The sequence below is a fragment of the Streptococcus sanguinis genome (assembly GCF_019929225.1).
Taxonomy (GTDB): domain Bacteria; phylum Bacillota; class Bacilli; order Lactobacillales; family Streptococcaceae; genus Streptococcus; species Streptococcus sanguinis_J.
This window is the reverse complement of sequence record NZ_JAHZPA010000004.1, coordinates 52,342-74,730: the sequence shown is the minus strand read 5'-3', so window position 1 is coordinate 74,730 and position 22,389 is coordinate 52,342. Positions and strand designations below refer to the sequence as shown.

General features: G+C 41.5%; 23 protein-coding genes. 21 read left to right on the top strand and 2 right to left on the bottom strand.

The genetic code is table 11. The features are described from left to right. Positions 1-6 precede the first annotated feature (6 nt). Positions 7-1,245 carry a glycopolymer--peptidoglycan transferase LytR gene (lytR, locus tag K1I80_RS07750; protein WP_002908927.1) on the top strand — a complete coding sequence of 413 codons (1,239 nt, stop codon included), beginning with the start codon at positions 7-9 and terminating at the stop codon, positions 1,243-1,245. Positions 1,246-1,366: 121 nt separating this feature from the next. On the opposite strand, the gene K1I80_RS07745 is transcribed toward lytR, so the two are convergent. Beyond that, positions 1,367-1,654 (bottom strand): hypothetical protein, encoded by a 288-nt coding sequence (locus K1I80_RS07745; protein ID WP_002896907.1) that lies wholly within the window; start codon positions 1,652-1,654, stop codon positions 1,367-1,369. Between the two features lie 9 nt (positions 1,655-1,663). Further along, positions 1,664-2,074: an HIT family protein gene (locus tag K1I80_RS07740; RefSeq protein WP_223313470.1), complete on the bottom strand. Its 411-nt coding sequence runs from the start codon at positions 2,072-2,074 to the stop codon at positions 1,664-1,666. A gap of 68 nt (positions 2,075-2,142) precedes the next feature. On the opposite strand from K1I80_RS07740, the gene K1I80_RS07735 reads away from it, so the two are divergent. From K1I80_RS07735 to K1I80_RS07640, 20 genes are all read left to right on the top strand, one after another. After that, a complete protein-coding gene (locus K1I80_RS07735; protein WP_223313469.1) occupies positions 2,143-2,874 on the top strand; it encodes an ABC transporter ATP-binding protein in 732 nt (243 codons plus the stop codon). Further along, a complete protein-coding gene (locus K1I80_RS07730) occupies positions 2,871-3,917 on the top strand; it encodes an ABC transporter permease (protein ID WP_223311783.1) in 1,047 nt (348 codons plus the stop codon). Before K1I80_RS07735 ends, K1I80_RS07730 begins: the two co-directional genes overlap by 4 nt. A 50-nt stretch (positions 3,918-3,967) precedes the next feature. Next, positions 3,968-4,762, top strand: a complete 795-nt coding sequence (gene ccrZ, locus K1I80_RS07725) for a cell cycle regulator CcrZ (protein WP_223311782.1) — start codon at positions 3,968-3,970, stop codon at positions 4,760-4,762. Further along, on the top strand, positions 4,759-5,397 hold the full coding sequence (gene trmB / locus K1I80_RS07720) for a tRNA (guanosine(46)-N7)-methyltransferase TrmB (RefSeq protein ID WP_002893561.1): 639 nt from the start codon (positions 4,759-4,761) through the stop codon (positions 5,395-5,397). The genes ccrZ and trmB overlap by 4 nt, the downstream gene beginning before the upstream one ends. Positions 5,398-5,596: 199 nt before the next feature. Beyond that, a complete protein-coding gene (rimP, locus tag K1I80_RS07715) occupies positions 5,597-6,085 on the top strand; it encodes a ribosome maturation factor RimP (protein ID WP_032908080.1) in 489 nt (162 codons plus the stop codon). Positions 6,086-6,144: 59 nt separating this feature from the next. Next, a complete protein-coding gene (gene nusA, locus K1I80_RS07710) occupies positions 6,145-7,401 on the top strand; it encodes a transcription termination factor NusA (protein WP_223311977.1) in 1,257 nt (418 codons plus the stop codon). Positions 7,402-7,411: 10 nt separating this feature from the next. Continuing rightward, positions 7,412-7,708 (top strand): RNase P modulator RnpM, encoded by a 297-nt coding sequence (rnpM, locus tag K1I80_RS07705; protein ID WP_223311781.1) that lies wholly within the window; start codon positions 7,412-7,414, stop codon positions 7,706-7,708. After that, positions 7,701-7,997 carry a YlxQ-related RNA-binding protein gene (locus K1I80_RS07700; RefSeq protein ID WP_004185557.1) on the top strand — a complete coding sequence of 99 codons (297 nt, stop codon included), beginning with the start codon at positions 7,701-7,703 and terminating at the stop codon, positions 7,995-7,997. The genes rnpM and K1I80_RS07700 overlap by 8 nt, the downstream gene beginning before the upstream one ends. A 19-nt stretch (positions 7,998-8,016) precedes the next feature. Further along, positions 8,017-10,809, top strand: coding sequence for a translation initiation factor IF-2 (gene infB / locus K1I80_RS07695; protein WP_223313468.1), 2,793 nt, complete (start codon positions 8,017-8,019; stop codon positions 10,807-10,809). A 176-nt stretch (positions 10,810-10,985) separates the two neighbouring features. After that, positions 10,986-11,336, top strand: a complete 351-nt coding sequence (gene rbfA, locus K1I80_RS07690; RefSeq protein WP_002908941.1) for a 30S ribosome-binding factor RbfA — start codon at positions 10,986-10,988, stop codon at positions 11,334-11,336. Positions 11,337-11,577: 241 nt separating this feature from the next. Further along, the gene (nagA, locus tag K1I80_RS07685) at positions 11,578-12,729 is read left to right on the top strand and encodes an N-acetylglucosamine-6-phosphate deacetylase (RefSeq protein WP_032913437.1); all 1,152 of its coding nucleotides are present in this window, start codon (positions 11,578-11,580) and stop codon (positions 12,727-12,729) included. Positions 12,730-12,886: 157 nt separating this feature from the next. Further along, positions 12,887-13,081 carry a hypothetical protein gene (locus K1I80_RS07680; protein WP_002903311.1) on the top strand — a complete coding sequence of 65 codons (195 nt, stop codon included), beginning with the start codon at positions 12,887-12,889 and terminating at the stop codon, positions 13,079-13,081. Positions 13,082-13,157: 76 nt separating this feature from the next. Then, positions 13,158-14,003 carry an aldo/keto reductase gene (locus K1I80_RS07675; RefSeq protein WP_125341592.1) on the top strand — a complete coding sequence of 282 codons (846 nt, stop codon included), beginning with the start codon at positions 13,158-13,160 and terminating at the stop codon, positions 14,001-14,003. After that, the gene (locus tag K1I80_RS07670) at positions 14,004-14,456 is read left to right on the top strand and encodes a GNAT family N-acetyltransferase (protein ID WP_223313467.1); all 453 of its coding nucleotides are present in this window, start codon (positions 14,004-14,006) and stop codon (positions 14,454-14,456) included. It begins immediately after the preceding gene. Positions 14,457-15,107: 651 nt separating this feature from the next. Further along, on the top strand, positions 15,108-15,860 hold the full coding sequence (locus K1I80_RS07665) for a DUF6261 family protein (protein ID WP_223313466.1): 753 nt from the start codon (positions 15,108-15,110) through the stop codon (positions 15,858-15,860). Between the two features lie 136 nt (positions 15,861-15,996). Next, complete coding sequence (locus K1I80_RS07660; protein ID WP_223313465.1) at positions 15,997-17,211, top strand: hypothetical protein; 1,215 nt, start codon at positions 15,997-15,999, stop codon at positions 17,209-17,211. A 2-nt stretch (positions 17,212-17,213) separates the two neighbouring features. Continuing rightward, positions 17,214-19,001 carry an ATP-binding protein gene (locus K1I80_RS07655; RefSeq protein WP_223313464.1) on the top strand — a complete coding sequence of 596 codons (1,788 nt, stop codon included), beginning with the start codon at positions 17,214-17,216 and terminating at the stop codon, positions 18,999-19,001. Continuing rightward, the gene (locus tag K1I80_RS07650) at positions 18,998-19,711 is read left to right on the top strand and encodes a DNA/RNA non-specific endonuclease (protein ID WP_223313463.1); all 714 of its coding nucleotides are present in this window, start codon (positions 18,998-19,000) and stop codon (positions 19,709-19,711) included. Before K1I80_RS07655 ends, K1I80_RS07650 begins: the two co-directional genes overlap by 4 nt. Before the next feature lie 495 nt (positions 19,712-20,206). Then, entirely contained in the window at positions 20,207-21,382 is a 1,176-nt protein-coding gene (locus tag K1I80_RS07645) for an HAD family hydrolase (protein ID WP_223313461.1), read from the top strand. A gap of 25 nt (positions 21,383-21,407) precedes the next feature. Next, on the top strand, positions 21,408-22,160 hold the full coding sequence (locus K1I80_RS07640) for a hypothetical protein (protein ID WP_223313460.1): 753 nt from the start codon (positions 21,408-21,410) through the stop codon (positions 22,158-22,160). Positions 22,161-22,389: the final 229 nt, after the last annotated feature.

The following is a 22,389-nucleotide window of genomic DNA, read 5'->3' as shown; positions in this document are numbered from 1 at the left end:
AAAGATATGTTTAAAAAGATTATAATGATGTTTCTCAGCCTCCTTGTCGTAACGACAGCTGGTATCGGTACTTATGCATGGACGATTTATGGTCAGTCAACAGATGAACTATCCAAGACTTATAAGGGCTTGGGAAATGAGACAGATGTCATTTCTGCGACTAAACCCATGACCATCTTGCTGATGGGAGTGGATACAGGGAGCGGCTCCCGCGAGGATACTTGGGTTGGGAACAGCGATACCATGATTCTCCTGAGTGTCAATCCTAAGACCAAGAAAACAGTCATGATGAGTTTGGAACGTGATATTTTGACTCAGATTGATGAGAACGGTCAGACAGTTGAAGCCAAACTGAATGCTGCCTATGCGAATGGCGGAGCAGAGTTAGCCATTTCGACTATTGAGAGCCTGATGAATATCCACATTGACCGCTATGTGATGATTAATATGCAGGGCTTGGTTCAGTTAGTAGACGCAGTAGGTGGTATTGAGGTTAATAATACCTTTGACTTCCCAATTTCTATTGAGGATAATGAGCCTGAGTATACTGCCAAGGTTGAGCCAGGCAAGCAAACCATCAATGGTGATCAGGCACTGGTCTATGCTCGCATGCGTTATCAGGATCCTGAGGGTGACTATGGCCGCCAAAAGCGTCAACGTGAAGTAATTAAGAAAGTGGTTGAAAAAGTTCTCAGTCTCAACAGTGTCAGCCATTATCAGGCTATTTTAAAAGCTGTCAGCAGCAATATGCAGACCAATATTGCGCTTGATTCAAAAAGCATTCCACAATTGCTAGGATATCAGGATGCCTTTAAAAACATCAAGTCTGAGCAGCTGCGTGGAGAAGATGCGACCTTGCCTGATGGTGGAAGCTATCAGCTAGTGACGTCAGAGCATCTGCTGAGCATGCAGAATCTAATCCGTAAGTCTCTGGGCTTGGACACAGTTAAGAGTCTGAAGACCAATGCTGTTCTCTATGAAGATATTATGGGCGGCAACAGTCTAAGAAGCAGCAATAGCAGTAGTACATCTAGTAGCACAGAAAGCTATAGCAGTTACCAGAATTCTTATAGTCAGCCTACTTATAATAATGGTTATGAGAATTACTCTTATCCGACGACAGATACAACAGTTGGAACTACGAATACGACTCCGGTTGCTCCAGCGGCTTCCTCTGCCCCAGCTGCAGATGTCAGTGTCAGCACCCCACAAAGTCAGCCAGTAGTCAATGCGACTACAGAGTAAAAAAGTTAAATATAAAAAGAGGCCGGGACAAAATGTCTCGGCCTCTTTTGGTAATGACAGGAGGTTCTTGACGCGGTAGCGGATTGGAGTTTTTGTTTCCCTATCAACCACCTTTTCTCTATCAAGACTCGTACTTTTCCCAGATGTCTTTGACTTGCTGGATCTGCACTTGAGCTTGGTTTTCAAGGACTTTATATTTATAGGTAAGATCTTGAGCGATGTCTTTGACTTGCTCTTTTTGCTCTTGAATGATGGCAATATTTCGTTGGATATTGGCTAGACTGTCCTTAACTTTGTCTAGGCTATCTGTTGTTTCAATGATTTCTTCTTGAATTTTTTGACGGTTTTCAACCAGCTTGTAACTGGCTGCAGCGGCACCGATAAATAGGAAAATATTTGAAAGTTTCATATTCCCTCCTTAAGCTTGTGCAATCTTCTCAGCTAATTCGGCTAGAGCTGGGAAGTCTGGTTCGTGGGCTGCGAAAGTAATCTTGAGGTCATCTGCATCACTGTAGCGCGGTGCCAAATGCACATGGGTATGAAAGACAGTCTGTCCAGCAATTTCTTCGTTGTTGTTGATGATATTCATACCAGCTGCACCTGTGGCTTTCATCACCTTTCGAGCAATGTCAGGTACGCGAGCGAAGAGCTGACTGGTGCTGTCGGCATCCATATCCAGCACATTTCGGAAATGCTCTTTAGGGACAACCAAGGTATGACCTGGTGTTACCTGGGAAATATCCAGAAAAGCAAGGACTTTCTCGTCTTCATAGACTTTAGAAGAAGGGATTTCTCCGGAAATAATTTTACAAAAAATACAATCAGCCATAAATGGTACCTCTATTCGCTAGATTTTGTTATAATATAAGAACCATTATACCAGAATTCGGAGAAAATATGTTAGAAATCAAAGAACTTACGGGCGGCTATGTTAATATCCCGGTTTTAAAGGATGTCAGCTTTGAAGTGGGCAATGGCCAGCTGGTTGGTCTGATTGGTCTCAACGGTGCGGGCAAGTCCACGACTATCAATGAGATTATTGGTCTTCTGACGCCTTATAAGGGGCAAATTCAGATTGATGGACTGGAGCTGCGGACTAATCCCAGTGATTACCGCAAGAAGATCGGTTTTATTCCGGAAACGCCTAGTCTTTACGAAGAATTGACCCTGCGCGAGCACATTGAGACGGTAGCTATGGCTTACGACATTGAGCAGGAGACAGCTTTTAAGCGTGTGGATAAGCTATTGGAAATGTTCCGACTCAAGGAAAAACTGGATTGGTTCCCTGTTCACTTTTCAAAAGGGATGAAGCAAAAAGTGATGATTATCTGTGCTTTTGTAGTTGATCCCAGCCTTTTTATCGTAGATGAGCCTTTTTTAGGTCTGGATCCGGTAGCTATTACAGACCTTATCCAGCTCTTGGAGGAGGAAAAGAAGAAGGGCAAGTCCATTCTGATGAGCACCCATGTTTTGGACTCTGCTGAGAAGATGTGCGATAGTTTTGTAATTCTGCACAAGGGTCAAGTGCGGGCCAAGGGCAGCTTGACTGAGTTGCGGGCCCAATTTCAAATGCCGGATGCTAGTCTGAATGACATCTATCTGGCCCTGACAGAAGAGGCAACGCTATGAAAGAATTATTTGCTAAACGAAAGCAGGATTTTCGTCAGCAGTGCCTGAAGTACCTGCGTTATGTTTTTAATGATCATTTCGTGCTCTTTCTGTTGATTTTTATGGGATTTTTAGGTGTTCAGTACAGTCAGCTTTTGCGGCATTTCCCGACCAATCACCTCCCGATTATTGCCAGTCTGGTTATTCTATCGCTCTTTATCCTGCCTTTTGGACGGATTGCGACCTATCTGGAAAAGCCGGATGCTCTCTTTCTCTTGGTCAGAGAAGCAGAAGTCAGGGCTTTTATCAAGGCTCAGATTCTGCGTTCCTATCTCTTGTACGCAGTCTTACAGACTGGAATCTTACTGCTACTGGCTCCGCTTTTTCTGGCTCTGGGATTGCCTATTTGGGGCTTCTTGCTCTACTGTCTCCTTATGCTAGTCTTGAAATGGTTTTTGTTTCAGGCTAAGGCTAAGAAGTTCTTTACTGAAAATGGTTTAGATTGGCAGGTTCTGGTGGCTTATGAAGCTGCTCGAAAGCAGACGATTCTCCGTTTCTTTGCTCTCTTTACCAATGTTAAAGGCATTTCAAACAGTGTCAAGCGCCGGGCCTATCTGGATGGTTTGACGAGACTTGTGGGCAAGCAGCATAGCAAGACCTGGCAGAATCTCTTTTTGCGCTCTTACTTGCGAAATGGAGACTTCTTTGCTCTGACCTTGAGACTGCTCTTTTTGGCTCTTTTGGCCTTGATTTTTGTCAGTCAAGCTTGGATTGCTGCAGCTTTTGTGGTCTTGTTCAATTACCTCTTGCTCTTCCAGCTGACGGCTTTGTATGAAGCTTTTGACTATCAGTTTTTGACCCGGCTTTTTCCGATAGAAAGAGGGGAAAAGCTGAAGGGAGCAAGACAAATTATCACATCTATTGGCAGCAGTGTTCTCTTGGCTGAAGTGCTGACTGCTCTGATCTTTTTCCAAGACAAGACAGCAGTGCTGGCCATGCTGGGAGCGACTGCCCTACTCTATCTGTTCTATCTGCCGTTTAAGTTACGGAGATTGGTTGACTAAAAGAGGTAAAACTAGTAAAATGATAAAGAAACTTTTTACGGAGGGGAAACATGGACTTGGTTGATAACGAGCTGACCCTGACACCGATAGCTGGTAAGAGCGGAAAGGCCTATATGGGGACTTATCCGGACGGGGGGCGCGTTTTCGTCAAGATGAATACAACCCCTATCTTAGCAGGCTTAGCTCGAGAACAAATCGCACCGCAGCTTTTGTGGAGCCGTCGGATGCCGGACGGCAACGTAATGAGCGGGCAGGAGTGGCTTTCAGGCACTATTCTGACCCCAAATGATATGTCCAAAAAGCAGGTAATCAATATTTTGACTCGGCTGCATCGCTCGCGCCCATTGATGACGCAGCTGACCAAGCTGGGCTATACTTTGGAAACGCCAACTGATTTGCTGAATGCATGGCTCAATCAAGTGTCGCTTGCTTTGAGGAATAATCAATATCTGCAATCAGTTATCCGCGACCTACGCCAGACAGTACCAGCCTTTCGTGAGGACTACGCGACCATCGTTCACGGAGATGTGCGCCACAGCAACTGGGTAGAGACCGACAGCGGGCTTATTTACTTGGTGGATTGGGATTCTGTGCGCCTGACAGACAGGATGATGGATGTAGCTCATATTTTGAGCCATTATGTGCCTGATTCAGGTTGGCAAGAGTGGCTGAGCGCCTATGGTTATAAGTATAATCAGACTGTTTTCAATAAGCTATACTGGTTTGGTCAGTATTCTTATCTGATGCAGATTGCCAAATACTACGAAAACAATGATTTAGAAAATGTGAACCGGGAGATTTACGCATTACGAAACTTCCGTTCTAAATACGGAAGAGGACAATGAGAGTAAGGAATCGTAAGGGAGCGACGGAACTGCTGGAGGCGCATCCCCAGTATGTGATTTTGAATCCGGCAGACGCCAAGGGCAGATGGCAGGAGATTTTTGGCAATGATCACCCCATTCATGTAGAGGTTGGCAGTGGCAAAGGAGCTTTTGTGTCCGGTATGGCCAAGGCCAATCCTGAGATTAACTACATCGGGATTGATATTCAAAAATCGGTTCTCAGCTATGCCTTAGACAAGGTGCTGGCAACAGATGTGCCCAATATCAAGTTATTATGGGTGGACGGTTCGGATCTGACTGATTATTTTGAAGAGGGCGAGATTGACCGCCTCTATCTGAACTTCTCAGATCCTTGGCCCAAGAAACGCCATGAAAAGCGCCGTCTGACCTATCAGTCCTTTCTGGCGACCTATCAGCAGATTTTGCCGGAAAATGGAGAAATCCACTTCAAAACGGACAATCGTGGTCTTTTTGAGTATAGCTTAGTAAGCTTTTCGCAGTATGGTATGAAGTTAAAGGGCGTGTGGTTAGACTTGCATGCCAGCGACTTCGAGGATAATGTCCTGACTGAGTATGAGCAGAAATTTGCTAACAAGGGACAAGTCATCTATCGGGTGGAAGCAGCGTTTGAATAAGAAAGAGTCTTCTAGGAAATACTCCTTGAAGACTTTATTATTAGGAAAGAATTTTGCTTAAAAATAAGATCGTTTTAAGTGGGATTCCGTCTTTAAAAGCTTGTACAGCATATTTCCCTTGCATTCTGGGACTTGTCGTGCTATAATACTAATAATGAATAAGGAAAGAGAGGCGAGGAAGTATCTTCGCCTCTTATCTGTGAGGAGGTGTCGTCATATCGCAACGATTGTTGAATTGGTGAGGGAGGTTATTGAACCAGCCATTTTGGCCCCCTATGAATTAGTCGATATTGAGTACGGAAAGATGGGCGGGGACTACGTTCTCAGTGTCTTTGTAGATAAACCTGAGGGCATTACGGTCAATGATACAGCGGATTTGACGGATATTATCAGTCCGCTCTTGGATCAAATCAAGCCAGATCCCTTCCCAGAACAGTATTTTCTGGAAGTGACCAGTCCTGGCTTGGAGCGCCCGCTTAAGACCAAGGAACAGCTAGCTGATGCAGTCGGCAGTTATATCCATGTTAGTCTCTATAAGGCTGTTGACAAGCAGAAAGTCTTTGAAGGCACCTTGCTGAGCTTTGAAGAGGATGTTCTGCACATGGAATATCTGGACAAGACTCGCAGAAAAGAAGTCGAAATTCCCTACAGTCTGGTTTCCAAAGCCAGATTAGCCGTTAAGTTTTAGCCGCAGAAGCAATATAGAAAAGAAAGGAACACTTTTGTTTCGGCAAAAGTCACATGAAAATGAGTAAAGAAATGCTAGAGGCCTTCCGCATTTTGGAAGAAGACAAAGGAATCAAGAAAGAAGATATCATTGACGCAGTGACTGAGTCACTCCGCTCAGCCTATCGTCGTCGCTATGGTCAGGCAGACAGCGCAGCTATTGAGTTTGACGAAAAGTCAGGAGATTTCCGTGTCTATACTGTTCGCGAAGTCGTGGACGAGGTCTTTGACAGCCGTTTGGAAATCAGTCTCAAAGATGCCCTGGCTATTAGTTCAGCCTATGAGTTGGGAGACAAGATCAAGTTTGAAGAAGCGCCAGCTGAATTTGGCCGTGTCGCTGCTCAGTCTGCCAAGCAAACCATCATGGAAAAGATGCGCAAGCAGACCCGAGCAATTACCTACAATACCTATAAAGAGCATGAAAATGAAATCATGTCAGGAACTGTGGAGCGCTTTGACAATCGCTTTATCTATGTCAATCTTGGCAGCATTGAAGCGCAGTTATCGAAACAAGACCAGATTCCTGGTGAGGTTTTTGCCTCTCATGACCGCATCGAAGTCTTTGTCTACAAGGTAGAAGACAATCCTCGCGGTGTCAATGTCTTTGTCAGTCGCAGCCATCCAGAAATGATCAAGCGCTTGATGGAGCAAGAAATCCCAGAAGTCTATGACGGAACTGTGGAAATCATGAGCGTATCGCGGGAAGCTGGCGATCGGACCAAGGTAGCGGTTCGCAGCCACAATCCTAATGTGGATGCCATCGGTACAATCGTCGGACGCGGTGGAGCTAATATCAAGAAAATTACGAGCAAGTTCCATCCTGCCAAATACGATCCCAAGAGCGGGCGTATGGTGCCGACTGAAGAAAATATCGACGTCATCGAGTGGGTAGCAGATCCAGCTGAATTTATCTACAACGCTATTGCTCCTGCAGAGGTTGACCAAGTTATCTTTAACCAAGAAGATAACAAGCGGGCTTTGGTTGTTGTACCGGACAACAAGCTTTCTCTGGCTATCGGCCGTCGCGGACAGAACGTACGCTTGGCAGCTCATTTGACAGGCTTTAGAATCGATATCAAGTCTGCCACAGAGTTTGAAGAAATGGAAGCAGCCAATGAACTGGGCGGATTTGCTCAGGAAGCAGAAGAAATTCTTGCGGATGCAGCTGTTCTAGAGACAGAAGTTTCAGGAGCAGAAGCAACAGACTTTGACGCAGTAGCAGAGGAAACTGTACTAGAAACAGCTGGTTTAGAAAGCGAAGCTGAAGAACTAGACTAAGGGGGCTGGAATGGTAAAAATAAGAAAAATCCCTTTAAGAAAATCAGTGGTGTCCAACGAAGTGATTGACAAGCGTGATTTGCTGCGGATTGTCAAGAACAAGGAAGGTCAAGTCTTTATCGATCCGACAGGAAAGGCCAATGGCCGTGGAGCTTATATCAAGCTGGACAATCAAGAAGCCCTTCAAGCTAAGAAGAAGCGGGTTTTTAACCGCAGCTTTAGTATGGAAGTGGACGAGGTTTTCTATGATGAGTTAATCGCTTATGTCGATCATAAGGTCAAAAGAAGAGAGTTAGGTCTTGAATAAAGAGAAACTTGCAAATTTGCTGGGACTGGCTCAGCGGGCCGGCCGCATCATTTCTGGTGAGGAGCTGACCGTTAAAGCTATCCAGGAGGGAAAAGCATATCTGGTCTTTTTGGCCCAGGATGTAGCTCCTAATCTCAGCAAGAAAATCACTGATAAAAGTCGTTACTACCAAGTAGAAGTATCAACCGTGTTTTCAACACTGGAATTAAGCTCTGCTATTGGCAAGGCCAGAAAAGTGCTCGCCGTGACAGATGCTGGTTTTACAAAGAAAATGAGGTCTCTTATGTAATAGAAGAGGAGGACAAGATTTGTCTAAAGTAAGATTGTATGAAATCGCCAAAGAACTGGGAAAAGAAAGCAAGGAGGTAGTGGCTCGTGCTAAGGAGCTGGGACTGGATGTCAAGAGTCATTCATCCAGCGTAGAAGCTGATGCTGGTGAGCGAATCAAATCCAGCTTTACAAAAGCAGCCGTACCTCAAGCTCCTGCAGAAAAGCCTGCAGCAGCTCAGCCATCACCGCAAAAAACTCCTGCCAAAGAGGCAGAGCCAGTCAGGGCAGAACAGCCAGAAGCAAAAGCAGCTGCTAAGCCAGAATCGAAAGCAGAAACGGTAGCGCCTGTCAAGCGCCCGCAAAGCCGGAACTTTAAGGCAGAGCGTGAAGCGAGAGCTAAGGAAGAGGCAGAACGTCGGAAGCAGCAAGGCAACCGCAAATCGCAAAACAAAGAGCAAGGCAAGCGCGAGGACCGCGACAATCGAAATAAGAATCGTGGAAATCGCAACGACCGAGATAGGGGCAATCGTCCAAATGACCGTCGCGATAATCGTGGTCAAGATGGCCGCCGCAATGGTCAGAATCATCAAGGATTTAACAGTCAAAACCGCCAACAGCCTCAAGGACCGAAGATTGACTTTAAGGCTCGGGCCGCAGCTTTGAAAGCAGAGCAGAATGCAGAATACGCTCGCTCCAGCGAGGAGCGCTTTAAGCAAGCACAAGAAGCTAAAGAAGTGCTGGAACGGCAAAACCGCCGCAAGGAGCAGCCTAAGACAGAAGCACCTGCACCAGTTCAGCCTGCACCGGCTCCATCTGCTCCAGCAGCGAATCCAAGCCCGGCGCCCGCAGCTGTGGATACACGTCGGAAGAAACAAGCTCGACCAGATAAGAAGCGCGATGATTTTGATCGCGAAGAAGAAGGTCCAAGAAAACAACAAAAGAATCGAAGCAGTCAAAATCAAGTGAGAAATCAAAGAAATAGTAATTGGAATAAAAACAAGAAAAATAAAAAAGGAAAGGGCAACAATAATCAGGCACCAAAACCTGTTACAGAACGTAAGTTCCATGAGTTGCCAACTGAATTTGAATATACAGACGGAATGACCGTTGCAGAAATTGCAAAGCGGATCAAGCGCGAGCCAGCTGAAATTGTCAAGAAGCTCTTCATGATGGGTGTGATGGCAACGCAAAACCAATCTCTTGATGGCGATACTATTGAGCTCCTCATGGTGGACTACGGTATCGAAGCTAAGAAGAAGGTGGAAGTTGACACAGCTGACATTGAGCGCTTCTTCGTAGAAGAAGGTTATATCAACCAAGATGCCTTGGTAGAGCGTCCGCCAGTTGTAACCATCATGGGACACGTTGACCATGGTAAAACAACCCTCTTGGATACCTTGCGTAACTCTCGCGTAGCAACAGGCGAAGCAGGTGGTATTACTCAGCACATTGGTGCTTACCAGATCGAAGAAAGCGGCAAGAAGATTACTTTCTTGGATACGCCTGGACACGCGGCCTTTACTTCTATGCGGGCCCGCGGTGCCTCTGTGACGGATATCACTATCCTGGTCGTAGCGGCTGATGACGGTGTTATGCCGCAAACAATCGAAGCTATCAACCACTCCAAGGCGGCTGATGTCCCAATCATCGTAGCTATCAACAAGATCGATAAGCCAGGAGCCAATCCTGAGCGCGTGATTGGTGAATTGGCTGAGCATGGTGTCATGTCAACAGCTTGGGGCGGAGATTCTGAATTTGTTGAAATCTCAGCGAAATTCAATCAAAATATCGACAGCTTGCTGGAAACAGTCCTCTTGGTGGCTGAAATCCAAGAACTCAAGGCAGATCCGACTGTTCGAGCGATTGGTACAGTTATCGAGGCCCGTCTGGATAAAGGAAAAGGTGCTGTCGCAACCCTTTTGGTTCAGCAGGGAACTCTGAATGTGCAGGATCCAATCGTTGTTGGTAATACCTTCGGTCGGGTTCGGGCTATGACCAATGACCTGGGCCGTCGCGTGAAGGTGGCAGGACCATCTACACCGGTTTCTATCACTGGTCTCAATGAGACTCCGATGGCTGGTGACCACTTTGCGGTCTATGAAGATGAAAAAGCTGCGCGTGCAGCCGGTGAAGAACGTGCCAAACGTGCCCTTCTCAAACAGCGTCAAGCTACTCATCGCGTCAGTCTGGAAAATCTCTTTGATACCCTCAAAGCTGGTGAAGTTAAGTCTGTCAATGTTATTATCAAGGCTGATGTGCAAGGTTCTGTAGAAGCCCTGTCTGCTTCCCTGCAGAAGATTGAAGTGGAAGGCGTTAAGATTACCATCGTCCATTCAGCAGTTGGTGCTATCAATGAATCTGACGTGACACTGGCGGAAGCTTCAAATGCCTTCATCATCGGATTTAACGTTCGTCCTACATCTCAAGCTCGCCAGCAGGCAGAAGCTGATGATGTCGAAATCCGTCTCCACAGCATTATCTACAAGGTTATCGAAGAAATGGAAGATGCCATGAAGGGAATGCTGGACCCAGAATACGAAGAAAAAATCATCGGGGAAGCTCTTATCCGCGAGACCTTCAAGGTTTCCAAGGTTGGTACTATCGGTGGATTTATGGTTATCAACGGTAAAGTTACCCGTGATTCCAAGGTTCGTGTTATCCGTGACGGCGTCGTGATTTACGATGGGGAGCTTGCCAGCCTCAAGCACTTCAAAGATGATGTTAAGGAAATTACTAACGGCCGTGAAGGTGGACTCATGATTGATGGCTATAATGACATCCAAGTAGATGACACGATTGAAGCCTACATCATGGAAGAAATTAAGAAATAAGATAAGAAGTCCGTTAAAAACTCGCAGTGAAATTATTTTTGGTGGAAGTCTATACTTCTAGTCCCACGTTTTTTCACCAAGAGTTTAAAACGAATCTTAATCAACCAAAACAAAACATATAAGCTAGGCTAGGCCTAGCTTATATTGCAGAAGAGAAAAATTAGAAAGGAAATCTCATGGCAAATAATTTTCGTACAGACCGTGTGGGCATGGAAATCAAGCGCGAAGTCAATGAAATTTTGCAGAAGAAAGTTCGTGACCCGCGTGTTCAAGGTGTGACCATTACCGATGTCCAAATGCTGGGCGACCTATCCATGGCCAAGGTCTACTACACGATTATGAGCAATCTGGCCTCTGATAATCAAAAAGCTCAGACCGGTCTGGAAAAAGCGACCGGTACCATCAAGCGGGAGCTGGGTCACAATCTGAAAATGTACAAGATTCCAGATTTGACCTTTGTCAAGGACGAATCCATCGAGTATGGCAATAAAATCGACCAGATGCTGCGCGATTTAGATAAAAAGTAAAGCAGAAACTCAGCTGTCATGGCTGGGTTTTCTTATTTTTTTAATTTAATATAATAATTTTTTACAAAAATAGGTATATACCATTTACAAATAAAAAAGAAAGAGTTATAATATAGTCAAGAAAACTCAGAGATTCAAAAGCGGGGGTTAGAAAATGGCTAGAGTAATAAGCTAGATCTATCACAGAATTCCGTTTTGAATGGCCGAGAATATAGCATTCAAGAACAAGGGAGGCAGTCTTATGCCTACATATATCAAAGCAGATCAATTTTTCTATCCTCAGGGAATCCGTCAGGGCGGTTATTTAGAGTTGATTGACGGCAAGTTTGGCAAGCTAGTGCAGTCTGTTCCGCAGGATGCAGAAGTCATAGACTACAGTGGCTACTCGATTGCACCGGGTCTGGTGGACACTCACATTCATGGCTTCGGCGGTGTTGATGTCATGGACAACAATATCGAAGGAACTCTTCATACCATGAGTGAGGGTCTCTTGACTACCGGTGTGACCAGCTTTTTACCAACAACCCTGACTTCATCCTATGAGCGGCTCTTAGCAGTAACTGAAAATATCGGTGCACGCTATCAAGAAGCTAGCGGAGCCAAGATTCGCGGTCTCTATTTTGAAGGGCCTTACTTCACTGAGAAGTATAAAGGTGCTCAAAATCCGGCCTATATGAAAGATCCTAGCATGGATGAGTTTCGTGCTTGGCAGAAGGCCGCAAACGGCTTGCTCAATAAGATTGCTCTCGCGCCAGAACGTGATGGCGTTGAGGAATTTGTCCGTACGCTGACTGATGAAGGCGTGACCGTTGCTTTGGGGCATTCTAACGCAACCTTTGATGAAGCCAAAACTGCGGTCGAAGCAGGTGCCAGTGTCTGGGTGCATGCTTACAATGGTATGCGGGGCTTGACCCACCGGGAGCTGGGCATGGTTGGTGCCATGTACGAGCTGCCTCACACTTATGCGGAGCTGATTTGTGATGGCCACCATGTGGACCCTAAGGCCTGTGACATCTTGCTCAAGCAGAAGGGACATGAAAATATTGCCCTCATTACTGACTGTATGACCGCAGGAGGTCTTGAAGATGGTGACTACATGCTGGGAGAATTTCCAGTGGTTGTGGCGGAAGGAACTGCTCGGCTCAAGTCAACGGGCAATCTAGCTGGCTCTATCCTCAAGCTCAAGGACGGATTGAAAAATGTGGTCAAATGGGGCATTGCCAATCCTCATCAGGCAGTCATGATGGCTAGCCTGATTCCGGCAAAATCAGTCCATATTGATGATGTCTGCGGACAGATCAAGGAAGGCTACGATGCTGATTTTATCGTTTTAGATAAAGATTTAGAGCTGGTAGCTACTTATCTTGATGGTCAAGAACGATTCCATGTATGAGAACCGCAGGTATTTAAATTAGTCTCCTTATATTTTTCAGAAAGAGCAGGGCAACCTGTTCTTTTTGTTTGACAGACGACTTGATAGCCTTCTCCTAGATTTGAATTGCTTTCTTAGGCGTGATATAATGAAACTATAATGTAAACAGGAGAAGGCTATGAAACGAATTGATGCGAAATTTTTGATAATGGGACTTGTTTTGCTGCTGGCGGGACTGATCTTTGGACGAATCTTGATCCTTGTCGCAGGAGTTGCTTTCATTATCTATAGCTTTTTCAGTAAAGGCATGGAGCCGACCAAGGAAAATATCTTCAAGCCTAAGCCAATACTGAAGAAAAAGGAAAAGAAGTGAGCAGTTCTGCTCTTGTGAACACTATAGCAGCTGCCTTGCTGGAGGCAGTAGATGGAACTTATAAAGGAGACATGAGATGAGAGAATATCTTTTGAACAATGGTGTAGGCATTCCGGTACTGGGCTTTGGTACTTGGAAGGCTCAGGATGGCGAAGAAGCCTATCAAGCGACATTAGCCGCTCTCAAGGCAGGCTATCGGCATATTGATACGGCAGCCATCTATAAGAACGAAGAGAGTGTCGGACGGGCAATCAAGGATAGCGGCATTCCGCGGGAGGAGCTCTTCATCACGACCAAGCTTTGGAATGACATTCATACTTATGAAGAGGCTCAAGAGGCCTTTGCGGCCTCAATGGAGCGGTTGGGACTGGACTATCTGGACCTCTACCTCATCCACTGGCCTAATCCCAAACCCCTGAGGGAAAACGATGCTTGGAAAAAGCGCAATGCCGAAGTCTGGCGGGCTATGGAAGACCTTTATAATCTTGGCAAGATTCGAGCGATTGGCGTCAGCAATTTCCTGCCTCATCATTTAGAAGCCTTGCTTGAAACAGCACGTATGACTCCTGCTGTCAATCAAATCCGCCTGGCTCCAGGTGTCTATCAGACAGAGGCGGTGAACTTCTGCCGTGAGCATGAGATTTTACTGGAAGCTTGGGGACCATTTGGTCAAGGAGAGCTCTTCCAAAATCCAGCCGTACAGGCTGTGGCAGACAAGTATGGCAAGACCATTGCACAAGTCGCGCTAGCTTGGAGCTTGCAGGAAGGCTTCCTGCCCCTGCCTAAGTCGGTCACTCCGAGCCGGATTGCCAGTAATCTGGACTGCTTTGACATCGAGCTAGACGCTGCTGACTTGGAAGTGCTCAAAAATGTCAGCGGTTTGACCGGTGGCGCTCCAAATCCGGATGGGATGGATTTTTAGATGCAAATCCGATTCTATCGAAGTTCAGATAGAGAAGCCTTGCAGTCTTACCATTTAACCGACTTGAGATTTACCAGCCATCCTAAGGAGGCAGTTGCTGACTTAGAAAATCGCTATGCTATCTTGGGCCTTGTAGAACATCAAATCGTAACCTTTCTGATCTTGGATGCTGGAGAAAAGAAGTTTACTTATGGAGGTCAGCCAGAGAGCCTGCTCCTTTGTAGCTTTTCAACGGATGAAGGCTTTCGGATGCGAGGATACGGTAGTCAGACTCTGAAGCTTTTGCTTGATTTCATAAGAGAGCATTTGCCCATGTATAAAAGCATTATCCTAGGTGTCAATGAGAGAAATCAAGTCGCTTCCTACCTCTATCGAGAGACTGGTTTTAGCAAACAGCCCCAGCGCATATTAGGACCAGCCGGCTGGCAGGAAGTGTATGAATTAAAAATATAAAAGTATCCCCGGTTTGAAAAGAGCTGGGGATTTTTATCTCTAACATTGGAAGAAACTATAAAAGAAGATGTTTCAGTGCAATAATGAAAGGTGTAAAATACGACTGATATCCAACGAAACACTAAGATAGGGGAGTTAGATGAAGAAGACCCAAGAACTGGAAATTACACCCAACTGATTGAGGAGATCTTCGATCCCTTGAGAGTGGGGAGATGAGAGAGAAAGGTAATCATTAAAAACTCGAAGAGTCATCTATGGCCAAATATCCAATCAGTCTAAAAGCTGAACACGAGTGTTTACTAAAATATTTAGATAAAAGAGGTTTCGAATAGTCCATTTTGTAAAAAATTTCATGCTTTCTATCTATTGAGTGATGTGTTTTGCTATAATTAACAGGTTTTCTAAAGTTTGAATACTAGCGTTTATTAAAATTTTAAAGTATTCTAAGCGTGAAATGCCTTGATAATTCATTTTTAAAAAGAAATAATCCCTATCTGAAGTTGAAGAAATCATCAGGTGGGGATATTTTATGTCTTTGATTTTGAAAAAGTGTTGTTTCAGGGATAAAAAATGACATTTCAGGGCAGCCTTGAAAAAGTTTTATTGCCACGTGCTATACTTAGTTCATCAAATTATTGGAGAGGTTTTATTATGACTACTAACTACACCATTCGTCCCTTGACCTATAGCAACTTTACTCACCGTGAGTTTGAAAGTTTGATGACAGATTCTCGTCAAATCATCACGGACTTTGTCAAGGCAAATAAGAACGAAGATATGTATGGTACGCACCTGGAGCCCTTTGCGAGCAAGTTAGAAGAGTTCCAGAAACGGCTAGCCAGCGTAGAAAAGAAACAAACCACGAGTCTGGCAGAGGTAGATAAGCAGCGGGACAGTGCTCTTGTCGGACTCTTTACCCTGCATAGGGGATTTGCTAAGATAAAGGAAGCAAAGTTCAAGGAAGCCCATGAGACATTGGCTCCAGTCCTGACTAAGTACAAGGATATCACCAAGCATAATAACGATGTCGCCACTACTGAGATTAAGAGTCTCCTCAAAACTCTCAAGGAAGAACCCTACAATGCGGCAGTGACTACGCTGGGAATCTTACCTGTGATTAGCGCAGTGACGATTGCTCAGGAAGACTATGATAAGGCCGAAGCCCTAGCGCGGGCGGCCAAGTCCAGCAAAGAAGTCGGTAAGACCAAGCAGCTGCGCACGGAAATCTCCCGAACTTATGACCTCTTTATGCGCTATACCGCAGCCTCCGCAGAAGCCTACCCAGAGAAAGCCCACTTTGCCAAACTCCTCAAGGATCTCAACACCATCCGAGACAGCAAGCGCCGCCTGGCTGGCCCAAATAAGAAAACAAAACCGGAACAAGCACCGGAAGTAACAGGATAAAAAACAATCCCTTAGAATTATATTCTAGGGGATTTTTGCATAAATACTTTATGGATTAGGTAATAATTGATATAATAGGAAACAGAAAGCATTTAATAGATTATCAATAGCTATATAGATAGGAGGATGTTCCATAATGACAAATAGAAGTGCGGATAGTTCAATTTCTGGATACAGTTATCAATTCTTGATTACAATTGATCATATTATAAGCGGTAGATCTGATGATAAGTTTATCATTGAAGGGATTGAAGACTTAGATGTTGTCACAACGGACGAAAAATGTTTAAATCAGTATAAATATCATCCTGATAAAAATTTAACAAATTCATTGATAGTAAAACCAATTATATTAATGTTAAATCATTTTCTAGAAAATTCAAATGAACGAATCCAATATAAATTATTTGTTCATGGGAATGAAAACAATTATACATTAACCAGACATGGTTTAAAAGATATTTTGACCTTAAATATTGGAGAAGAGTTCAAAAAAGATGAATATTCATCTGGCTATAGGGATGAGACAAAATTAAAAAAATTTCTATCAAAATTTTCTTTAGTAGTGACAGTAGGGTTCGAAGAACTAGAATCTAAAGTGATTAAAAAAATAAGTGAGAAACTCGTTTTGAAAGAAGAAGAGGTAAGACTTTCTCTGTATCCTCTAGCTTATAAATATATTAATGATTTGGCTCGAAAAAAAAATGAAAAAGATCGAGTTATTACTGGGAATGAATTTTTAATATATCTAAAGGGAGCAAAGAAAACAGTAAATTTATCGACTCTTGCGCGAATTAAAGGAGAATCAGATTTAGTTAAATATATAAAGAATGAACTAGAAGGATTAAATATAAAAAAGAACTCATCTGATCATGTGTTTTTTCTTAATAATGAGAATGATGGAAAGACAACTGATCTGATTATTTCCTTATCTCAGTGGTTTGTATATCAAAAAAGGAATGCAGATAACAGAGTCCCGATATTTATTGTCAAAAATATTTGTGAAATGAAAAAATACTTATTGAAAAAAATAAAAGAAAGGAATATAGATTTATTTTACAACGATGGTTATGAAGATATTATTTTTTATGATAAAAAATTTAATCAAACTATCAGTATAAAAAAGATGGCAAGTGCGAAGAAGATTGAGTTAGTAAATAATTTTAATTTTAAATTAATTTCGATGGAAACTTTTGAACAAAATAAAGATAGTATAAAATCTAGCTTTAGTAACCCTGTATTTTTTTATTTGTTCGATTATGAAGGAGAAGGACTAGATTTCTTTAGAGAGTATAAATTGACAAATATAGATATTCACAAAATACCAGAAATATTCAAGGGAGATTCATAATTATGATAAATGAACTTAATAGTAAAGACAACCAATTGAGAGTAAAAAGTTTCGAACCTAATTTAGTGCAAATCGAAATAATTAATTTTAGAAAGTGGAAAGAAGAAAACAGTACTGATTCAATTAAGATTGGTTCGATTTTAAAGATTGAAGATGGAGTTAATAATAACATCCTTTGTATTGTTAAAAGCTTTAAGATGGTTGAAAAGTTTAAAAACGAAGAGGAACAAGAAGTGGATGAATACGATGGTTCATTCATAATAAATACACAACCCATTGGTAGATTGCAAAAAGATAAGTTTAGAAAAGGGATTAATGATATCAGTATCCCACCTAACGGGGTGAGCGTAGCCAGTGATGAAGAATTAAAAAAGATTTTTTCAGTTAGAGACTGTAAATCTCCTTTTACATTTGCAAACCATAATTTAAAAAATGAAATTCCGATTATGGCTGATGGTGATAGATTATTTTCAAAACATTTAGCAATAGTAGGTTCTACTGGTTCCGGTAAATCTTGTTCAGTTGCTACTGTTATACAATCTTTGGAAGTTGAAAGGAACAAAAAGGATGATAAAAACCAAAATAACACTCATGTACTGATTTTTGATATTCATGGTGAATACAAGAGTGCATTTCCTAATTCTAATCATTTATCAATTGAAAATGGGAGCTTAAAATTACCATACTGGTTGTTAAATTCAGAGGAATTAGAAGATTTATTTATCGAATCGTCAGATTTAAATTCTTATAATCAAATTTCTCAATTTAAGTTCGCCATCACTGAAAATAAGAAGAAGTACAATGAAGATAAAGAAATTGATTATGATTCGCCTGTTTATTTTAACATTACGGAAGTCAGGAATTATCTGTATAATAAAAATAAAGAAACACATTATAATGATGGTACTTCGGAGTATTTAGCAGTACTACCAGAGGATGAGCGATATAGCCCAACGGATATTAATTGTTTTTGGAATGAACTGAAATTTGAATTTTCGTCAAACAAAAATCATGAAGTCTTTAAGACTAAGGTTTCTAAAGGTGGCGGTTTTACTGGAGAGTTTGAACGTTTTGTATCTAGAATGGATACAAAATTAAAAGATAGAAGACTTTCTTTTATATTGGAAGACGAAGATTCAGACACTAATGTAGACAGATATATCGAAACTATTAAGAAACTAATTGGCTATACAGATAAGAATAATGTTACAGTTGTAGATTTAAGTTCTATTCCGTTTGAAATAGTGTCTGTTGTTGTTTCAGTGATATCAAGAATTTTATTTGATTTTTCGTTTATGAAAACTAAAGTTAATGGCAAAAATAATGTTCCATATATGGTTGTTTTTGAAGAAGCTCATAAGTACATTCCAAAAAATAATTCTGCTAAATTTAATAATACAAGGATAGCGGTTGAGAGAATTGCTAAAGAGGGCAGGAAATATGGATTATCTGCAATGATTGTTAGTCAAAGGCCCTCAGAATTGTCAAGTACAGTTTTTTCACAATGTAATAATTTCATCATAATGAGATTAACTAACCCTGATGATCAATCGTTCGTTAAAAGCTTGCTACCAGATGCTTCTATTAGCTTTGGAGATGAAATAGCTAATTTAGATCAAAGAGAGGCTCTATTGGTTGGAGATGCTTTTACGACACCAATGATTGCAAAAATAAATAATGCTAACCCAACACCCAAATCAGATGATGTAGCTTTTTATACTCGTTGGAAGGAAGAATGGAAAGAAATTGATTTTAGCTTATTACAAAAAAATAGTGGAGAGAAAAAATGACAAGTTTTCCAAATAAAGAACTTGCTTGTAGTATTATCACTGCTCATATTGCAGAATCGTTAGGATTTTCAAACAGAAAAGATATCTATGAATACTATAATGGGAGAGGGAGCTTTTTTCTTCCAAAATATATTAACTTTGATAACCATTTTTTTGAATTAAATAATAATCACTTAATTAGTTTTCCTCAAAATTATTTAGAAAGCAATTTACCTATTTCTGGAGAAGCTATACTCTCAAAATCTACTATTGCAAAAGGAACTAGTAAAGGGAAAAACCAATATAAAGGATCAAATTTTGAAACAGGGCATATTTTAGGATTTGGTCTGATTGGTAGCGTTGAGGGTTATGATTCTAGTAGGTCTAATTCTAAAAATATTTTTCCACAGAGCGACTGGGCGAATGAGGGGACTTTTTCTCGGAGCTCAGATGTAGGAGTTAATCAAACTGCCATCGAACAGCTAATAAGAACTAAAATACAATCAAGAAAAACTCCAGAAGATATTATGGTATACTATAAAGTTAATCTAATCTATGGAAGTAATGAGTGTGTACCTAGGTTTATTCATATACAAGCTGTGTCTAACTATCCATCAATTATTAGGAATCAAAATGTTTTGATTCCTAATGTTACTAACTCATTTGAGATAGATTATCATTTTTGGAACTCTTCAAAAAATATGAAAAAAAATGCAGTTTCTCATGAATAATATAAAAGTACGGTTTGGATATACACCAAGCAAATCAAAAAAATTAGTTTAATTATGACTAGTTATTCTGGTGGTACTCCTAACTCTAGTAATAAAGGCTATTATGATGGTGAAATTCTATTTATTCGCTCTGGGGAGATAAGTTCAGATAAAACGGAACTATTTATCAATGAGAAGGCTTTAAAAAACTCTTCAGCAAAGTTAGCTAAAAGGGGCAATTAATCAGGATATTTTAGCTACTAAGCCACATGAAGATTTCCCGTCAGAGTTTATTGTTAATTTTCTTAAGAAAGAAAAAGACAATATTTTAAACAAATACCTTTAAGAAGGCTAAGGAAATTTGTCGGCAGCACTTATAAAAGTTTTAGAAATATCCTTTCTAAGCCATGAAGAACAATGTGTCGTAGATTTTTTCTTCTCTATTCTTAACTTACTTACCAGCTCTTACCAAGAAAAAACTTTTACAGGATATTTTTTATAGAAAGGAACAAAAATATGTCAGCCACAGAATTTAAACGAGAAAAGAAAATGGGCCAACCAGTTATTGCACTTTGTTATGATTTTGATAAGACGCTTTCACCTGATGATATGCAAGCGCAAGGGTATATTCAATCTGTAGGATTTAATATTGCTGAGTTTTGGGAAAAATCAAATGGTTTAGCTTCTGCAAATAATATGGATCAGAATCTTGCTTATATGTATACTATGAAGGAAGAAGCTGCTGGGAAAGTTTTATTTACGAAGAAAGAGCTTGCTAAATATGGTTCAAAGGTTGCATTATTTCCTGGAGTGGAAGAATGGTTTGAACGTATAAGAAAATACGGAGAGGAAAAAGGTGTTATCATTGAACATTACATTATATCTTCAGGTTTAAAAGAAATGATTGAAGGAACATCCATTTCAAAAAAAGGTGCCTTTAAAAGAATATATGCAACTTCATTTTATTGTAATGAAAATGGTGTTGCAGTTTGGCCTTCTCAAGTAGTAAATTACACAAATAAGACACAATTTTTATTTAGAATTTCTAAGGGAGTACTTGATGTAAATGACCCTGCAGTTAATGATTCTTTCCCAGTTGATCAGTTGCGAGTTCCTTTTAGAAATATGATTTATATTGGTGATAGTGATACAGATATTCCATGTATGAAGTTGGTGAATTCGCACGGTGGTTATTCTGTAGGTGTATTTGACCCAGAAAAAAATGATAGAAGAAAAGTTCATAAGATGATTCGAGAGAATCGGATTGGTTATTTTGCACCTGCTGATTATTCCGAGGGAAAAGAATTAGATAACTTAATTAAGTTAATGATTGATAAAGCGGTCTTTAATGAACAGCTTGAAGAGAAGAAAAATGCTTATAAAAAAGAAGCATCGTTACCTAGAGAAAAATCAGAAGAGGAGCAAGAAAAATCAGATTTACTGGCTGCATTGGAAAGTAGTGCAAATTTCCAAAACACTCATAACGTTATTAGAAAATTATCACAATATAAAAATTGGCAATCTGATGATATTTTGAATCTTTTATCAATTGCGTGCAATAATAGTCAAGTATACTATATTCTTAATGACTTTGATATTAAAAAGTTCTATCTCAACATTTTAGAAGAGGCTCCTTCAGACAGTGAAGAGGCAGAGTTGATTAGAGAAATTATCAAGCAGCAAGAAGATTAATGTGGTGGTAGAAAAGGAGATTATCATGACATCAGTAACGCAACGAATTTCGCAAATTAAACAGCCTCGTGGCGGTTTTTTGCCAGTTAAGCTCTTTTCTGAGGAAGAGCTTTCAGATGGGAAAGACTTGTCTACTCAAGAAAATGTCTCACCTAATTTAATTGGGCTTTGCGTGGACTATCTTAGTCGGTTTATGAGTGGCTCAGCCAAGGAGCATGCTTTTGAGATTTCTCTGATAGGTGCTTCCATGGCAGGGATGGAAGCTCAGGCACAGGAGTTTCTCAGCAAGATTACCAATCTGGATGATAGCTCTATTTCAAACGCTTGTAAGTTGGTAGGCTTTGATGTGGTTTATCGGGCTGGAATGTCTTTTTATAAGCCAGTTGAAGAGATAGAACCGGACGAGCAGACGCTTGCTAATATTCGTACCATGGTAGAGAGAAGTCTAGCTTTCTTTGTTGGCTATGGTCCAGTAGTTAAAGATGGTTTTGACTTGAAAGGTGCCTATACGGACCAAATCACGATTGGAGATGGTGACTTTTTAACCGCAGATACCCTCTGGGACTTTAAGGTATCAAAGACAAAACCTAACAAAGACCATACCTTGCAGTTGCTGATTTATTACCTGATGGGGACTCGCTCTATTCATCCTGAGTTTAGCAGAATTGAATATTTGGGGCTTTACAATCCCAGACAGAATATCGTTTATCGTTTGGCTATCTCAGACATTCCCCAAGAAATCATAGCAGCAGTAGAAAAAGAAGTTATCGGCTATTGATAACCGCTCTGCTGTTTCTCAAACCCAATAACTAGAAAGAAACTTATGACACAAGAAACAACTCAAACGTCCCAGGGGGATTAGCCTCTCTGGAACTCGGCGGATGTGCTCCACTAACAGAGAGTGTCGCCAATATTAATCGCACCAACAGAGAGATTGATAACAAAACAGCTGAACTTGTAGACATGGTGGAGCAGCTCAGAGGCACAACGCCTGAAGCTAAGGAAGA

Excerpts from the sequence above, each read along its gene's own strand:
- lytR (WP_002908927.1), top strand. The coding sequence starts at position 7 with ATGTTTAAAAAGATTATAATGATGTTTCTCAGCCTCCTTGTCGTAACG.
- K1I80_RS07745 (WP_002896907.1), bottom strand. The coding sequence starts at position 1,654 with ATGAAACTTTCAAATATTTTCCTATTTATCGGTGCCGCTGCAGCCAGT.
- K1I80_RS07740 (WP_223313470.1), bottom strand. The coding sequence starts at position 2,074 with ATGGCTGATTGTATTTTTTGTAAAATTATTTCCGGAGAAATCCCTTCT.
- K1I80_RS07735 (WP_223313469.1), top strand. The coding sequence starts at position 2,143 with ATGTTAGAAATCAAAGAACTTACGGGCGGCTATGTTAATATCCCGGTT.
- K1I80_RS07730 (WP_223311783.1), top strand. The coding sequence starts at position 2,871 with ATGAAAGAATTATTTGCTAAACGAAAGCAGGATTTTCGTCAGCAGTGC.
- ccrZ (WP_223311782.1), top strand. The coding sequence starts at position 3,968 with ATGGACTTGGTTGATAACGAGCTGACCCTGACACCGATAGCTGGTAAG.
- trmB (WP_002893561.1), top strand. The coding sequence starts at position 4,759 with ATGAGAGTAAGGAATCGTAAGGGAGCGACGGAACTGCTGGAGGCGCAT.
- nusA (WP_223311977.1), top strand. The coding sequence starts at position 6,145 with ATGAGTAAAGAAATGCTAGAGGCCTTCCGCATTTTGGAAGAAGACAAA.
- rnpM (WP_223311781.1), top strand. The coding sequence starts at position 7,412 with ATGGTAAAAATAAGAAAAATCCCTTTAAGAAAATCAGTGGTGTCCAAC.
- rbfA (WP_002908941.1), top strand. The coding sequence starts at position 10,986 with ATGGCAAATAATTTTCGTACAGACCGTGTGGGCATGGAAATCAAGCGC.
- nagA (WP_032913437.1), top strand. The coding sequence starts at position 11,578 with ATGCCTACATATATCAAAGCAGATCAATTTTTCTATCCTCAGGGAATC.
- K1I80_RS07680 (WP_002903311.1), top strand. The coding sequence starts at position 12,887 with ATGAAACGAATTGATGCGAAATTTTTGATAATGGGACTTGTTTTGCTG.
- K1I80_RS07675 (WP_125341592.1), top strand. The coding sequence starts at position 13,158 with ATGAGAGAATATCTTTTGAACAATGGTGTAGGCATTCCGGTACTGGGC.
- K1I80_RS07670 (WP_223313467.1), top strand. The coding sequence starts at position 14,004 with ATGCAAATCCGATTCTATCGAAGTTCAGATAGAGAAGCCTTGCAGTCT.
- K1I80_RS07665 (WP_223313466.1), top strand. The coding sequence starts at position 15,108 with ATGACTACTAACTACACCATTCGTCCCTTGACCTATAGCAACTTTACT.
- K1I80_RS07660 (WP_223313465.1), top strand. The coding sequence starts at position 15,997 with ATGACAAATAGAAGTGCGGATAGTTCAATTTCTGGATACAGTTATCAA.
- K1I80_RS07655 (WP_223313464.1), top strand. The coding sequence starts at position 17,214 with ATGATAAATGAACTTAATAGTAAAGACAACCAATTGAGAGTAAAAAGT.
- K1I80_RS07650 (WP_223313463.1), top strand. The coding sequence starts at position 18,998 with ATGACAAGTTTTCCAAATAAAGAACTTGCTTGTAGTATTATCACTGCT.
- K1I80_RS07645 (WP_223313461.1), top strand. The coding sequence starts at position 20,207 with ATGTCAGCCACAGAATTTAAACGAGAAAAGAAAATGGGCCAACCAGTT.
- K1I80_RS07640 (WP_223313460.1), top strand. The coding sequence starts at position 21,408 with ATGACATCAGTAACGCAACGAATTTCGCAAATTAAACAGCCTCGTGGC.